The organism is Micromonospora sp. NPDC049523, from assembly GCF_040676775.1.
In the GTDB taxonomy this organism is placed as follows: Bacteria; Actinomycetota; Actinomycetes; order Mycobacteriales; family Micromonosporaceae; genus Micromonospora_G.
Map to the genome: position 1 here is coordinate 1 of NZ_JBFAPP010000009.1, position 13,991 is coordinate 13,991.

Below are 13,991 nucleotides of genomic sequence, written 5' to 3' on the forward strand. Positions count from 1 at the left end.
TGGGTGGGGTGGGTGGGTGGGGTGGGTGGGTGGGGTGGGGGTGGGCGGGAGGATGGGGGGATGCGGGCGGCTCGGTTGATCTCGTTGGTGTTGTTGCTTCAGGGGCGGGGGGCGATGACGGCGGCCGAGCTGGCCGAGGAGTTGGAGGTTTCGGAGCGGACGGTTTACCGGGACGTGCTGGCGTTGGGGGCGGCGGGGGTGCCGGTGTACGCGGACCGGGGGCGGGCCGGCGGTTACCGGCTCGTCGGCGGCTACCGGACCCGGCTCACCGGGCTGAGTCGCGCCGAGGCCGAGGCGCTGTTCCTATCCGGGCTGCCCGGACCGGTCGACGAGATGGGGTTGGCCGAGCCGGTGGCCGCCGCCCGGCTGAAGGTGCTGGCCGCGCTCCCCCCGCCACTGCGGGACGCCGCGCGGCGTACGGGGCAGCGCTTTCATCTGGACGTACCCGGCTGGTTCGGGACCGCCGACCCGCCGCCGCTGCTCAGCGACCTCGCCGAAGCGGTGTGGCAGGACCGGGTGATCGAGCTGCGTTACCGCCGCGACCGCGAGGTGACCCGCACCGTGCAGCCGTACGGCCTGGTGCTCAAGGGCGGGGTCTGGTACCTGGTCGGGCGGGTCGGCGACGACCACCGCACGTACCGGGTGGACCGGGTCACCGGGGTCGAGGTCACCACCGCCGGCTTCGACCGGGACGAAAGCTTCGACCTGGCCGGGTTCTGGTCGGCCGGGGTGAGCGATTTCGTCCGGGCCATGTTCCCGGACCGGATCAGCGTACGGCTGAGCCCCGCCGGACTGCGCTCCCTGCGGTACGTGGTCGAGCCCCCGGCCGCGCAGGAGGCGCTCGCCGCCGCGGGCGAACCCGACGAGCAGGGCTGGGTGGTGACCCGCCTGCCCGTCGAGTCGCTCGACATCGCCTATCCGATGCTGCTCCGGTTCGGTCCGGAGGTGGAGGTGCTCGACCCGCCGGCACTGCGCACCCGGCTCGCCGAGGCCGCGGCCCGACTCAGCACGCTCTACCGGTCGCCGCCACAACGACCAGAGCGGTAGCCGGGGCCGGTCCGGCAGCGAGCGGCGGCAGGACGGGCGGTCCGGCAGCGAGCGGCGGCAGGACGGCCGGTCCGGCCACTGCCACTGCCACCGGTCAGCGGTAGCCGGTGGCGTCGGCGGGCCGGTCGAGGTCCTGCACCTCGACTATGTAACGCCAGGCGTCGGGCTGGCTGCCGTCCAGGTCGGTGAAGCCGTACACCCGGGCGAGTTGGCCGCTGGACACCGACTGGCCGGACCAGCGGGCCCGGTCCGGGTCGGCGGCCAGCGCCGCGACGGCCCGGCCGACGTACGCCGGTGACTCCGAGATGACAAAGTGCGGCTGCTTGTCGGTCGCGTCCCGCCAGTTCTCCTCGGTGACGCCGAACAGGTCGAGCATCGTCTCCGAGCGCAGCCAGCCCGGCGTGAGCGCGACCGCGGTGCCGCCGTACTCCCGCAGTTCGTGGGCCTGGCTGAAGGCCAGTCGGGTGACCGCGACCTTGGCCAGGTCGTAGAACGCGTTGAGGCGGTACGTGCTGTCGTTGTACTCGCGGGTGCCGTCGCCCATCTCCACCACCAGCCCGCCCGGCGACCTGATCAGCAGCGGCAGCGCGTAGTGGCTGGTGATCAGGTGGGTGTCGATCGCCAGCCGGAGCGTACGCAACCCGTCGGTCAGCGAGTGCTGCCAGACCGACTGGTCCCAGCCGATCATCGAATCGGCCCCCCAGATGTCGTTGACCAGCACGTCCAGCCGGCCCTGCTCCCGGTCGATCCGTTCCACCAGGGCCTGCACCCGCTCCGGCTCCAGATGGTCGACCGGCACCCCGATACCGACGCCACCCGCCCGGGTGACGAGTTCGGCGGTCTCCTCGATGGTCTCGGGCCGGTCTATTTCCGACCGTCGGCCGCGGGTGCTGCGACCGGTCGCGTAGACGGTGGCACCGGCCGCGCCGAGTTGCACCGCGATCTGCCGACCCGCGCCCCTGGTGGCACCGGCGACCAGCGCGATCTTCCCGCTGAGTGGTTTGTTCGATTCGGCCATACCGAGTTGGTTCGATTCGGCCGTGCCGAGTTGGTTCGATTCGGCCATACCGAGTTGGTTCGATTCGGCCGTGCCGAGTTGGTTCGATTCGGTCATAGCGACGAGGTAACCAGCAATACCTGACAGCCGATGGCCGGATTTGCAAACAACTCCGTACACCCGCCCGGTCCCGTACGCGATCATGTCCGGCATGCGCCTGCTGCTCGCCGGCATCGTCGGCTCGACCGCGTACGGCCTGGCCGGCGCCGGGTCCGACGTGGACCGGCTCGGCCTGTTCGCCGCACCCACGGTCGCCTTCCACGGGCTGCACCCACCCAGGGAGTCGATCGTGACCACGGCACCGGACCGCACGCTGCACGAGGCCGGCAAGTGGTGCCGGCTCGCGCTCGGCGGCAACCCCACCGCGACCGAACTCGTCTGGCTGCCCGACGACCTCTACGAAACCCGGACCGACCTCGGTGACCGGCTGATCGGGATCCGCTCGGCGTTCCTGGCCGCCGAACGGGTCCGGTCCGCCTACCTCGGCTACGCCGGACAGCAGTTCCGCAAACTCGAAGCGCGCGGCGACGGCTCGTTCTCGGCCGACACCCGGCGACGCACCGCCAAACACGCCCGACACCTGGCCCGGCTCCTGCACCAGGGGCGGCTGCTCTACGCGACCGGCCACCTGCCGATCCGCCTCGACGACCCGCGATCCTTCGTGGACTTCGGCGAGCAGGTCGCCGCCGGCCGGATCGACCGGGCGCGGGCCCTGCTGGCCGAGGCCGAACGGGACTTCGACACCATCCGTACGCCGCTGCCGGAGCGGCCGGACGAGGAGACGGTGGAACGCTGGCTGCTCGACGTACGGGCGGCCAACTACAGCCGCTCCACCGGCTGACCGTCTTGACGTCGCGGGTGCGCGCCCGCCGCCGGTATTACGACCTGTTCAGGAACTCGGAGACACGTCCACGCAGGTCGGCGCGGTGCGTCCAGAGCACACCGGGGCGGTCGTACACGTGCAGGGTGGCGTTCGGCAGCGCGGCGGCGAGTTGTTCCGCGACCGCCACCGGGTGCAGTTCGTCACCGGCACAGCCGATCACCAGGGCGCGGCCGGTGACGGCGGCGAGGGCCGAGGCGTCGCGTACGGGCACCTGGTCCGGCAGGCTCGCCAAGCCCTCCGCCAACCCGTCCCGCATCAACTGGTCGATCCGCTGACGCAGGTACGCCCAACCGGCCGGGGTGTTGCGTACCGCCGCCGGCAGTTCCGCCGACGCCGCCTCCGCCACCGTCGCGGGGTCGCCGCTGCGTACCGCTTCGAGCAGCATGGTCAACCGCTCGCGGGCGGCCGCTGGCCGGGGTTCGTCCAGGACCGCGGGCAGGAAGAAGACCGCCCGGTCGAACCGTTCCGGGCTTTCCAGCAGCAGTCGGGTGAGCGCACCGGCGCCGAGGCTGACACCGACCGCCCGGGTGGCCCGGCTCAGGTCGGCGACGGCCCGCAGGTCGCGGGCCAGGTCCAGGTAGGTCCAGGGGCCGTCCGGCGCCTCCGACCGGCCGTGTCCCCGGAACTGGAAGAAGACCCGGCGGCCGTTGACCGCACTGCCCAGCGGTCGGGTGACGGCGATGCCGCCGCCCAGGCCGTGCGCGAACACCGTCACCGGGTCACCCGCGCCGGTGACCAGCCGCTCCAGCCGTACGCCGTGCGGGGTGGTGACCAGTTCCGTCTCCGGTTCGGGCAGCGCGGGTCGCCCGGTCCGGGGTGCGCTGGGACCGGGTCCGTACGTCCGAGGCCCGCCGTCCGGCGGCGGAGGCCAACGGAAATCTCTCACCAGAAGCCCTTGCCGTCGGTCAGGTCACGCAGTCCGGGCCGGACGTCCAGCAGGTAGATCAGGCCGGCGGCGATGCCGATCAGGCCGAAGATGCTCAGTACGCCGGAGCCGAGTAGCAGCGTGAGCACCATGCAGACCGCCAGGATGGCGATCCAGCCGCCCTTGGGCAGGGTGCCGATCGCCGGGAAGGCGTCCGATCGCTGGGTGATGGCGTGCACCAGCGCCACTCCCTCGATGATGAGAGCGAAGACGAGGAGCACCAACTCGATGACGGTCCGTACGTCGGCGTAGAAGATCGGCGCGGCAGTAACCATGCCCTGAAGCTTATGTCGGCAACCCCGGGTACGGGCTACATGCCGTACCCGGGGCCTGTCCGACCGGTCCTACTTCTCGTCGCTGGTCGCGGTGCTCTTGGTCGCCTTGGTCGCGGTGGTCTTCGCGGCCGGTGCCTTCTTGGTGGCCGGCGCCTTTGCCGCGGTGGCCTTGGTGGCCGGCGCCTTGGGGGCCTTGGCCGCTGGGGTCCGGGTGGCCTTGGTCGCGGCGGCCTTGGCCGCCGTCTCCTTGGTCGCCAGGACCTCCGGGGTGGCGGTCAGTTCGGCGGGCACCTCGGGCGCGTCCATGTCCCCGGCCTTCGGCGCGGTGTGCGGGGCGGTGGCCGGGGTGCCGGCGGTGCCGACCACCCGTTCGCCCCGGGCCACCAGTGCCTCGTACGCGGCGGCGGCCCGCTCGGAGGCGGTGTAGGCGCCGGAGACGACCACGGCGGCGTTGCGGATCGCCGCGGTACGCAGCCGGCGGACGTCCAGCTCGGGCGCGACCGCGCGGCCACGCAGCCCGGCCGCGGTGGTGTTCGCGGTACGCAGCGCCTCGGTCGCCCGCTCGCGCAGCTCGGCCGTGCCGGTGACCGCCCGCTCGCGCAGCTCGGCGGCGCGGGTGGCGGCGGTCTCGCGCAGCTCGGCGGTGGTCATGCCAGCCGCCCGCTCGCGCAGTTCGGTGGTGCCGGTGACGGCGCGCTCGCGCAGTTCACCGGTTCCGGTGACGGCCCGCTCGCGCAGTCCGGCGGTGCTGACGGCGGCCTTCTCGCTCAGCTCGGTGACCACCGCGGGCAGCTTGCGGAGCTGCTGCAGCGCGAGGTCGCCGACACCGGCGACGGCGTAGAGCGGGGCGGGGATGCGGTTGCTGGTCCGGGGGTCGGTCATGACTACTCCTCCTCGACCGCGGGAGCGGTCTTCCGGGCCGCCTTGCGGGCGGTTCGCTTGGCTGGTTGGGAAACGTTCGGGGCCGGTGCGGTGCCCGCCTCGGTCCGCGCCACCGATTCGAGTACGTCGTCCACGGCAGCGCCGCCGTCCACGCCCGCTGCCGGCGGTGTCGGTGTCGGTGTCGGCCCTGCCGTCGGCGCGGCTGCCTCCGTCGGCGCGGCTGTCGGCGCGGGAGCCTCGGTCGGCGGGGCGGTTTCGGCCTGGCGGGCGTTCTCCCGCCGGAAGGTTTCGTAGATCTGGCTCAGGGACTGCTTCTGCGGCATCGTCAGGTCGGGGTCGGCGGCGATCGAGGCGAGTACGCCGTGCCCCTCCTTGTCGTCGAGCAGGCCGGCGCGCAGGTACATCACCGGGGTGGACACGCGCAGCGCGCTGGCGAGTTGTTGCAACACTTCGGCGCTCGGCTTGCGCAGTCCGCGCTCGACCTGGCTCAGGTAGGGGTTGCTCACCCCGGCCTGGTCGGCGAGCTGGCGCAGCGAGATTTTCGCGTTGCGTCGCAGGTCACGGATGAACCCACCGATGTCGCGGGGCAGGTCCTTGGGGTTCGCCATGGGTTCGACGTTAGTTCGCGAGTGCTAGCTCCTGCAAGCAAAACGCTAGCCACAGTTAGCGAAGTCTCATGCCGAACCCTCGATCCCTGTCCGTACCCCGGAGTACGACAGCCGCCACAGGTCGGACAATCACGTTGCAAACAGCCCATGAAACTGCGTAACGTCGCCTGATGCCGAAGATCGAACTGGACGGGGCCACGCTGGCCTACGACGACCTGGGTGACGGCACCCCGGTTGTCCTGCTGCACGCCGGCATCGCCGACCGCCGGATGTGGGGCAACCAGGTGGACGCGCTCGCCCGCCGGCACCGGGTGCTGAACCTGGACCTGCGCGGGTACGGCGAATCCGACCTGCCAGAGCGCCCCTTCGCACACCACGACGACGTGGTCGGGTTCCTCGGGGCACTCGGCATCGAGCGGGCCACCCTGGTCGGCTGCTCGTTCGGCGGCGCGGTGGCGATCGACACCGCACTCGCCCATCCCGACCGGGTCGCCGCGCTCGCCCTCTTCGGCTCGGCCGTGTCCGGCTACGAATGGTCCGACGAGACCAACGACCTCTGGGACAGCCTCGTCGGCGAGGTCGACGACGAGGACCTCGACGCCACCGCCGAGGCCGAGGTGCGGTTCTGGGTCGTCGGGCCGGGACGCAAACCAGCCGATCTGGACCCGACGTTCCTCGACTTCGCCCGGGAGATGGATCGGCGCGCGTTGGCCGCCGAGGCGGCACTCGGCAGCGTGGCCGTACGCGAACTCGACCCGCCCGCCATCGGACGGCTCGCCGAGATCGCGGTGCCGGTGCTGGTCGGCGCGGGTGCCGAGGACGTACCGGACATCTGCGTACTGGCCGAGTTGATCGCCGCGCAGGCGCCGCTGGCGACCAGGCTGCCCGACGTACCCGACGCCGCGCACCTGCTGCCGCTGGAGCGCCCCGCCCCGGTCAACGAAGCACTCCTCGCCTTCCTCGACTAGTCCGCCCCGGTCGGGAGCGGCCCCTTCCCGGACAAGAGCGACAGGAAGGGGCCTCTCCCTACGGTTGGAGGGCGCGGACCGTGCCGACGGGGGTGCCGCCGCCGAACAGGGGGAGTTCGGCCATCTCGTCCAGGACCGGGGCGGTCACGCCGAGTCGGCGCAGGGCGGCGACCAGCACCGGCTGGCGGGCGCGGGCGGCACCGTCGTCGATCTTGATGGCGACCGCACCGACGCCGGGTACCGCGCTCACCACGACGCCCTCCGCGCCCACCTTGGAGAGCAGGCCCGGCACACCGTTCATCAGCCGGGTGTCCTCGGCGCCGGTGCCGGCGACCAGCTCCGGGTGCGTACGCATGGCGTCCGCGACGGTCCGCTCCACCGAGCCCGGCGCACCCGACACCAGCCGCAGGAACGCGCCGGCCATCCCGGTCAGCGAGACCGCGAGCACCGGGGCGCCACAACCGTCGACCCCGACCGCCGCCACCGACTCGCCGGTGAACTCCTCGACCGCGGCCCGCAACCGCTGCTGCAACGGGTGCCCCGGCTGCCAGTACTCCTCCACCGACCAGCCCGCCGCCAGGCAGGTCAGCAGCATGCCGGCGTGCTTGCCGGAGCAGTTCATCTGGATCCTGGCCGGGCCACCACCGGCCCGGTACACGGCGGCCCGCGCCGCCTCGCCGATCGGCATGTCCGGCGGACACCGCAGGGCCGACTCGGTCAGGCCGGCGCTGCGCAGCAGAGCACCGACCCGGGCCAGGTGGAAGTCCTCGCCGTAGTGGCTGCCGCAGACCAGGGCCAGGTCGGCCGAGTCGACCAGCCGCAGCCCCGAACGGAGCATCCCGATCGCCTGCAACGGCTTGCTGGACGACCTCGGGAAGATCGGCGCCAGCACGTCGCCGGCCGAGAAGACGACCTCACCGCCCGCGTCGAGAACCACCACCGAACCCCGGTGCGAACCCTCGACAAAACCGGACCGGACCACCTCGGCGAGCGGTTCGCCGCCCGTGTAGCTCTGTGCCATGGCGCAGACGGTAGCGAGTGGCCCGACCGCCACCTTAAGGAGCCCTCAGTTTCGGGACGGAAGTCCCAGCAGCTCACGGGCGTGCGCACTGGTCAACGGGGGCCGCTGGGCAAGCTGCGCGAAGCCGACGGCACGTGCCACCAACTGCATGTTCGACTCGACCGGCCGGCCCTTCGCGTACGTGACGGTGTCCTCCATGCCCACCCGCAGGTGACCACCGGCGGAGAGCGACGCGAGCAGTACGGAGATCGTGCTGCGCCCGATGCCGGTGGCGGAGAACGTGCTCCCCTCCGGCAGGTCCCGCAGCGCCTGCCGGCAGGCCACCAGTGCCTCGGTGGTGCCCGGCATGCCACCGGGTACGCCCATCACGAAGTCGACGTGCACGTGTCCACCGGCCGGCAGGCCGTACTTGTCGAGCAGCCGGCGCAGGGTGGTGAGCTGGCCCAGGTCGAAGATCTCGTACTCGGGGACGATGCCGCGCTCCTGCATCCGGGTGTGCAGCTCGACGATGAACTCCCACCGGTTCAGGAACACGTCGTCGCCGAAGTTGACCGTACCCATGGTGCAGGACGCCATCTCCGGGCCGGCGTCGAGCACGGCCAGCCGCTCGACCTCCGGATCGGTCACCGCGCCGCCGGTGGAGAGCTGCACGATCAGGTCCGTGTTCTCCCGCAGCGCGGCGACGGTGTCCCGCAGCCGCGCCGGGTCGAGCGTCGGCCGGGCCTGGTTGTCCCGGATGTGTACGTGGATCACGGCCGCGCCGAGCGCCTCGCACTCCTTCGCGGTCAACACCAGCTCGTCCAGGGTCACCGGCAGCGCCGGCACCTCGGCCTTGGTCGACTCCGCCCCGGTCGGGGCAACCGTGATCAACGTCCCTGTTGTCATGCCGGCGATCCTAACCACGGCCCGTCCGACCCCCGCCACACCCGCGGTACGGCCCGCGACGGCGCCGCCGACGACTCAGGACGGGTCGATCGCCGCCGCCGTCCCGTCGACCAGCAGTTGCGCGTCCTCGGGCACGTTCCGCTTGAGTACGGCGAGCGCTACCGGCCCCAGCTCGAAGTGACGTACGGCGGTGCCGACGAAGCCCACCGTACGGTCGCCGTCGGCCACCGGCGTGCCCACCGCGGGAAGCTGGTCGGAGCTGATCCCGTCCAGGTGCAGCAGCACCAGGCGGCGCGGCGGGCGGCCCATGTTGTGCACCCGGGCCACCGTCTCCTGACCCCGGTAGCAGCCCTTGTCCAGGTGCACAGCGGGACCGATCAGGTCCACCTCGGCCGGGATGGTGCGGTGGTCGGTCTCGAAGCCCACCCGGGGCAGCCGGGCGGCGACCCGGATCGCCTCGTACGCCCAGAGCCCGGCCAGCGGCACCCCGGCCCCGGTCAGCTCGGCGACCACCCGGTCCAGCTCGGCCCGGGGCACCAGCAGGTCCACCCCGAGTTCCACCCGGCGGGCCCAACCGCCACCCGGCAACGGGCGTACGTCGTACCTCGTGCTCGGTCGGGGTGGCACGGCCCCGCCGGCGAACTTCGGACCCGGCACCGGCAGTGCGTCCGGCGCCTCCAGGCCGGTGACGCCGAGCGTGCCGACGGCCTCGGTGGCGCGCGGGCCGACCAGCGACAGCACCGCCCACTCGGCGGTCGCGTCGCGCGGGTCGACCCGGGTGAAGAAGCGCATCTTCTCCAGGTAGGTGAGCAGGCCGGCGGTGTCCCGGGGCTCGGTGTCCAACCAGGTGGTCTCGCCGTCCTCGGCGACCATGGCGTGCTGCTCGATGTGCCCGTGTGGCGAAAGCACCAGCAGTTCGCTGCCCTGCCCGGCGCTCAGGTCGGCCAGGTGCTGGCTGGTCAGGGTGTGCAGCCAGCTCGCCCGTTCCACCCCGGGCACCGCGATCACGCCCCGGTGGGAGCGGTCGACCAGGCCCACGTCGGTGGCGAGGTGGCGCTGCTCGCGCATCGGGTCGCCGTAGTGGGCGGCAACTCCGCGTACGCCGGCCGCGACGTGTTCCGGCCCCGGTTGGTCCGGCGTCTGTTCGTCCAGTACCTCGATGGCCACCGCGCCCGCGATGTCGATCATTGGTGCACCCCGCCGTCGACTAGTCCTGCTGCTCCCCGCACTTCCGGCAGACGCCGAAGAGTGCCACGTGCCCTACGTCGACCTGGAACCCTCGTTCACCGGCCAACTGGTCGGCGAGCGGCCGAAGCAGCTCCGGCTCGATCTCCTCGACCTCCCCGCAGGACCGGCACACCAGATGGACGTGCTGGTCCTCACCGGCCGCGTGGTACGTCGGAGAACCGTGCGACAGGTGCGTATGGGTAACCAGGCCGAGCCGCTCCAACAATTCCAACGTGCGGTAAATAGTGGTGATGTTCACTCCGGCGGCGATACCCCGGACCGCCGTGTGCACCTGCTCCGGAGTGGCGTGGCCCAGTTCGAGGACGGCTTCGAGAATCAGTTGCCGCTGCGCCGTCAGGCGCAGCCCACGGGAGCGCAACATCTCGGCCAGCGATGATTCCGACACCGTACGAGTGTAGTTCCCCCGGCTGGTGTCCCCCGATTCCGGCATCGAGGTGCTTGTCGGTCCGGACCTCGAAGGCGACGCACCCGATCCGGCGCGCTGGGCCCGGTTGCCCGGTCCGGCACCGAGGCCACCGCTACGCTCTGGAGTCGTGTCCGGGCAGCAGATAGTCGCCGTGCTGGGCCGGGGCGTGCTGCCGGCCGACGAGCCGATCGTGCGCGCCGACGACCGGGGCGTGCTGCACGGCGACGGCCTGTTCGAGACGATGCACGTACGCGACGGTCGCGCGTGGCTGCGCAACGAGCACCTGACCCGGCTGGCCCGCGCCGCCGCCTCGGTCGACCTGCTGCTGCCGGACGCCACCGAACTGGCCGAGCTGCTGGAGGCCGCCTGCGCGGCCTGGCCGGCACAGACCGAGGGCGCGCTGCGCCTGGTCTGCACCCGTGGCCCGGTGAGCGGCGGGCCGCCGACCGTGTTCGCCACCCTGTCACCGGTCGCCCCCGCGCTGCGGCTGGCCCGGACCGCCGGGGTCGACGTCGCCACGCTGCCGCTCGGGGTGGCGGCCGGGGCCCGCGCCGGGTTGCCCTGGCTGCTCGCCGGGGTCAAGTCGACGTCGTACGGGACGAGCCAGGCGGCGCACCGCTGGGCGGCGGCGAACGGGGTCGACGACGTGCTCTGGACCTCGACCGACGGCTACGCCCTGGAGGGGCCGAGCGCCAACCTGGTCTGGCTGGCCGGTGACACGCTCTGTACGGTCCCGGCCGCCAGCACCGGCATCCTGCCCGGCGTGACCGCCGCCTGGCTGCTCGCCCACGCCGACTCGCTCGGCCTCGCCGCCGAGGAACGCATGATCACTCCGGCGGAGCTGCGCGAGGGTGTCTGCCTCGGCGCCTGGTTCACCTCGTCCGTACGCGGCCTGGCCGAGATCCGCACCCTGGACGGGATGCCGCTGCCCCCGTCCGCACATACCCCCGCGCTCCGCGACCTCCTGGGCTTCCCCACCGCCTGACCCCCACCCCACCCCCTCCCGCGCTAATACAGAGAAGAGTGGCTATCCGGCTCGGAATAGCCACTCTTCTCTGTATGGGCGCTCTTGCCCCGCGGTGGCGAGGGTGCGGTGGCGGGGGGGGTTAGCCGCCGACGCGGATGAGGCGGGCGGAGAGGTGGGGGGAGAGGGGCTGGCCCACGGCGGCGAGTTCCTGGGCGTAGAGCAGGGCGCCCTCGACGATGCCGAAGAGGCGGTGACCCGCGCTGACCTCCTTGGCCGTGGCCGTGCGCACCACCGCGTCGGTGACCAGTTCGAGCTTGAGACCGCTGAGCTTGCCGACGTGCAGTTCCATGATCCCGGTCGGGGTGCTCATCAGCGCCTCGACCTCGTCGGTCGCCCGCCCGTCGACCATCACCGGCCGCCACCAGCCGACCTCCCGACCGGCCGGACGGATCGGCTGGCTGTCCGCGTCCAGCAGCCAGGCGCGCGACTCGTAGTGCAGGAACGGCCGCCCGTCGTGGCTGATCTTGATTTCCTGGGCGTAGTCGAAGTCCTCGATCGTCGGGTAGCCGCCGCGCCCGCGCCCCCGCCACAGACCGACGTACGGCAGCAGCCCCAGCAACGCCGGGTGCAGGTCCGGACCCACCCGCAGGTCGTACGTCTCCTCGAAGGGGTACGGGTCCACCGGTGGCGCGTTCAGCCACGGCGGCGGTGCCATCGGATTGTCCGGGGAGGTGCTCTCCGCGCTCACCAGCGTCCTCTCGAGATTCGTACGGCGAGATAGACCAGGCCACCGGCCAGCAGGCCTAAGCCCGCCACCAGCAGGCTGACGAACCCAATCTCGGTAACCATGACAAGGTCATCCTATGCTGGTCGGTATGGCACGCACTCTCGTCGTCAAGGCCACGGCTGGCTCCGACTCGCCGGAGCGGTGCGCCCAGGCGTTCACCGTCGCCGCCACGGCCGTCGCCGCAGGAGTGGACGTGTCGCTGTGGCTCACCGGTGAGTCGAGCTGGTTCGCGCTGCCCGGCCGGGCAGCCGAGTTCGAGCTGCCGCACTCGGCCCCGCTGGCCGAGCTGCTGCACGTGATCCTGACCAGTGGTCGGGTCACCGTCTGCACCCAGTGCGCGGCCCGGCGCGACATCGGTGAGGCGGACGTGCTGCCGGGCGTACGGATCGCCGGGGCGGCGGCCTTCGTCGAGGAGGCGATGGCCGACGGCGCCCAGGCGCTGGTCTACTGACCCGACCGGTCGTCCCGCCCGGACAGGTCGGTGGGCCGGTCGTCCCGCCCGGACAGGTCCCACCGCATCGCCGTACGCGGCCAGCGGTCCAGTCCGTGCGCGGCCTCGCGGTCCCGGATCGCCCGCAGTCCGGGGGTCAGCTCGGCGCGGTCGAGGAACCGGAATCCGCACCGCTTGTAGTACGGCGCGTTCCACGGCACGTCGACGAAGGTGGTGAGGGTCAGCGCCGTCATCCCGTCGGCGGTCGCCTCGGCGGCGAGGTGTTCCAGTAGCCGTCGCCCCACCCCGCGCCGGGCACTGTCCGGGTGCACCGAGATCTGCTCGACGTGCAGGTTCCCGTCCACCTCGTCGACGATCACGTACGCGATCGGGTGGTCGTCCGGATCCACCGCGACCCAGGCCCGGCCACCCTGCTGGTAGGCGGTGAGTTCGGCCAGGCTAGGCGGGTCGTCCTCGGCGATCTCCGCCATTCCGACGTCCCGGAAACACTCCCCGGCGGCTCGCTCTATCTCCTGCAGGAGGGGCAGTTCGTCGATCCGGGCCGTACGGATGTGCATGGTTTCATTGTGCCGCCCCGGGCGGCTCAGCGGACCGGCGCGGACTGTTGGACAAGTGCCAGCACCGACGGCAGCAGTGCCTCGTTGGCACCGATGGTCGCGCCGGAGTCGGCGGTGTGCGGGCTGCCGTCCACATCGGCCAGCCGGGCGCCCGCCTCCGCCGCGATGATCACACCGGCGCTGGTGTCCCACGGCTTGTTGCTCAACATGACAAAGGCGTCGAGCCGCCCGTGCGCGAGCCAGGCCAGGTCGAGGGCCGCGGAGCCGAACATCCGTACGCGTTGGGCCTGCTCGGCGAAGGCGGCGGTGATCGCGAGCCGGTGCTCGTTCAGCCTGGCCGCACCCTGGCCCACCGCGAAGTCCCCGACCGCCACCAGCGCCTCGGTCAGCTCACCCGTCCGGCTGGCGTGGATCCGCTCCCCGTCGGCGAAGGCGCCGTGCCCCAGGGCCGCGAAGTATCGGTTGCCGAGGAACGGCAGGTCGATCACCCCGAGTACGGAGCGCCGCCGCTCGATGAGACCGAGCGAAACCGCGCACAGCGGTGACCCGTGTACGAAGTTGACCGTGCCGTCGACCGGATCGAGCGACCAGGTCAGCTCGTCGCCCGCCCCGCTGGTCCCCTCCTCCTCGCCGAGGAAGCCGATCTGCGGCGTACGTTCGGCCAGGAAGGTACGGAGTTTCCGCTCGATGGCGAAGTCGACCTCGGATGCCATGTCCCGGTCACCCTTGCCGGTCAGCACCCCCGGCCGCAGCGTACGCATCATGTCGCGGGCCAGGTCGACGGCCTCGTGCGCCACCGGCAACAGATCCCCGTAGTCGGTCATCCCGGACACCTCTCCGCGGGCAGTAGTCCCCGGATGATCAAACCACGCCCACCCCGCCCCGCCGGTGACCTCGCCGAGACCGGCCTGCCGGGCGATCGGGCGCCGGGCGATCGGGCGCCGGGCGATCGGGCGCCGGGCGGGGACGGCCGGTCACCGGAGAGCGGTCGGGCAGTGTTCCATGATCGTTTGTCGTCGTGTCA

The 13,991-nt window shown here is 72.2% G+C and carries 18 protein-coding genes; 5 read left to right on the plus strand and 13 right to left on the minus strand.

All coding sequences use genetic code 11. The annotated features are described in order from the left end of the window. The first annotated feature begins 60 nt into the window (after positions 1-60). Positions 61-1,047, plus strand: coding sequence for a YafY family protein (locus AB0J90_RS15640; RefSeq protein WP_363596282.1), 987 nt, complete (start codon positions 61-63; stop codon positions 1,045-1,047). Positions 1,048-1,141: 94 nt separating this feature from the next. On the opposite strand, the gene AB0J90_RS15645 is transcribed toward AB0J90_RS15640, so the two are convergent. Continuing rightward, positions 1,142-2,065, minus strand: coding sequence for an SDR family oxidoreductase (locus tag AB0J90_RS15645; RefSeq protein WP_363596813.1), 924 nt, complete (start codon positions 2,063-2,065; stop codon positions 1,142-1,144). Positions 2,066-2,246: 181 nt separating this feature from the next. Between AB0J90_RS15645 and AB0J90_RS15650 the strand changes: the two genes are divergently transcribed. Then, positions 2,247-2,945 (plus strand): nucleotidyltransferase domain-containing protein, encoded by a 699-nt coding sequence (locus AB0J90_RS15650; protein ID WP_363596284.1) that lies wholly within the window; start codon positions 2,247-2,249, stop codon positions 2,943-2,945. A 37-nt stretch (positions 2,946-2,982) separates the two neighbouring features. Here the strand turns inward: AB0J90_RS15650 and AB0J90_RS15655 are convergent, their stop codons facing one another. The 4 genes from AB0J90_RS15655 to AB0J90_RS15670 all read right to left on the minus strand — a co-directional run bounded on the left by AB0J90_RS15655 (position 2,983) and on the right by AB0J90_RS15670 (position 5,677). After that, entirely contained in the window at positions 2,983-3,873 is an 891-nt protein-coding gene (locus AB0J90_RS15655) for an alpha/beta hydrolase (RefSeq protein ID WP_363596286.1), read from the minus strand. Next, positions 3,870-4,187 carry a DUF2516 family protein gene (locus AB0J90_RS15660; RefSeq protein WP_363596288.1) on the minus strand — a complete coding sequence of 106 codons (318 nt, stop codon included), beginning with the start codon at positions 4,185-4,187 and terminating at the stop codon, positions 3,870-3,872. The genes AB0J90_RS15655 and AB0J90_RS15660 overlap by 4 nt, the downstream gene beginning before the upstream one ends. A 69-nt stretch (positions 4,188-4,256) precedes the next feature. Next, positions 4,257-5,069, minus strand: a complete 813-nt coding sequence (locus AB0J90_RS15665) for a hypothetical protein (RefSeq protein ID WP_363596290.1) — start codon at positions 5,067-5,069, stop codon at positions 4,257-4,259. Between the two features lie 2 nt (positions 5,070-5,071). After that, complete coding sequence (locus AB0J90_RS15670) at positions 5,072-5,677, minus strand: helix-turn-helix transcriptional regulator (protein ID WP_363596292.1); 606 nt, start codon at positions 5,675-5,677, stop codon at positions 5,072-5,074. 170 nt (positions 5,678-5,847) lie between these two features. Here AB0J90_RS15670 and AB0J90_RS15675 point away from each other — a divergent pair, with 170 nt between their 5' ends. Next, positions 5,848-6,645, plus strand: a complete 798-nt coding sequence (locus AB0J90_RS15675; protein ID WP_363596294.1) for an alpha/beta hydrolase — start codon at positions 5,848-5,850, stop codon at positions 6,643-6,645. Between the two features lie 58 nt (positions 6,646-6,703). Here the strand turns inward: AB0J90_RS15675 and AB0J90_RS15680 are convergent, their stop codons facing one another. From AB0J90_RS15680 to AB0J90_RS15695, 4 genes are all read right to left on the minus strand, one after another. Then, the gene (locus AB0J90_RS15680) at positions 6,704-7,666 is read right to left on the minus strand and encodes an asparaginase (RefSeq protein WP_363596296.1); all 963 of its coding nucleotides are present in this window, start codon (positions 7,664-7,666) and stop codon (positions 6,704-6,706) included. 45 nt (positions 7,667-7,711) lie between these two features. Continuing rightward, positions 7,712-8,551 carry a 3-keto-5-aminohexanoate cleavage protein gene (locus AB0J90_RS15685; protein ID WP_363596298.1) on the minus strand — a complete coding sequence of 280 codons (840 nt, stop codon included), beginning with the start codon at positions 8,549-8,551 and terminating at the stop codon, positions 7,712-7,714. Between the two features lie 75 nt (positions 8,552-8,626). Beyond that, the gene (locus AB0J90_RS15690; RefSeq protein WP_363596300.1) at positions 8,627-9,739 is read right to left on the minus strand and encodes a folate-binding protein; all 1,113 of its coding nucleotides are present in this window, start codon (positions 9,737-9,739) and stop codon (positions 8,627-8,629) included. Between the two features lie 19 nt (positions 9,740-9,758). Beyond that, positions 9,759-10,184 (minus strand): Fur family transcriptional regulator, encoded by a 426-nt coding sequence (locus AB0J90_RS15695; protein WP_363596302.1) that lies wholly within the window; start codon positions 10,182-10,184, stop codon positions 9,759-9,761. Between the two features lie 148 nt (positions 10,185-10,332). Here AB0J90_RS15695 and AB0J90_RS15700 point away from each other — a divergent pair, with 148 nt between their 5' ends. Then, a complete protein-coding gene (locus AB0J90_RS15700) occupies positions 10,333-11,190 on the plus strand; it encodes an aminotransferase class IV (protein ID WP_363596304.1) in 858 nt (285 codons plus the stop codon). Positions 11,191-11,311: 121 nt separating this feature from the next. Here the strand turns inward: AB0J90_RS15700 and AB0J90_RS15705 are convergent, their stop codons facing one another. Beyond that, positions 11,312-11,887: an FABP family protein gene (locus AB0J90_RS15705; RefSeq protein ID WP_363596815.1), complete on the minus strand. Its 576-nt coding sequence runs from the start codon at positions 11,885-11,887 to the stop codon at positions 11,312-11,314. A gap of 29 nt (positions 11,888-11,916) precedes the next feature. Beyond that, a complete protein-coding gene (gene mtfM, locus AB0J90_RS15710; protein WP_308714086.1) occupies positions 11,917-12,021 on the minus strand; it encodes a small membrane protein MtfM in 105 nt (34 codons plus the stop codon). Between the two features lie 14 nt (positions 12,022-12,035). Here mtfM and AB0J90_RS15715 point away from each other — a divergent pair, with 14 nt between their 5' ends. After that, positions 12,036-12,410 (plus strand): DsrE family protein, encoded by a 375-nt coding sequence (locus tag AB0J90_RS15715; protein ID WP_363596306.1) that lies wholly within the window; start codon positions 12,036-12,038, stop codon positions 12,408-12,410. On the opposite strand, the gene AB0J90_RS15720 is transcribed toward AB0J90_RS15715, so the two are convergent. Together AB0J90_RS15720 and AB0J90_RS15725 are read right to left on the minus strand one after the other, a co-directional pair. Beyond that, complete coding sequence (locus AB0J90_RS15720; RefSeq protein ID WP_363596308.1) at positions 12,404-12,967, minus strand: GNAT family N-acetyltransferase; 564 nt, start codon at positions 12,965-12,967, stop codon at positions 12,404-12,406. The genes AB0J90_RS15715 and AB0J90_RS15720 overlap by 7 nt on opposite strands. 26 nt (positions 12,968-12,993) lie before the next feature. Beyond that, positions 12,994-13,791 (minus strand): inositol monophosphatase family protein, encoded by a 798-nt coding sequence (locus AB0J90_RS15725; RefSeq protein ID WP_363596310.1) that lies wholly within the window; start codon positions 13,789-13,791, stop codon positions 12,994-12,996. Positions 13,792-13,991 lie beyond the last annotated feature (200 nt).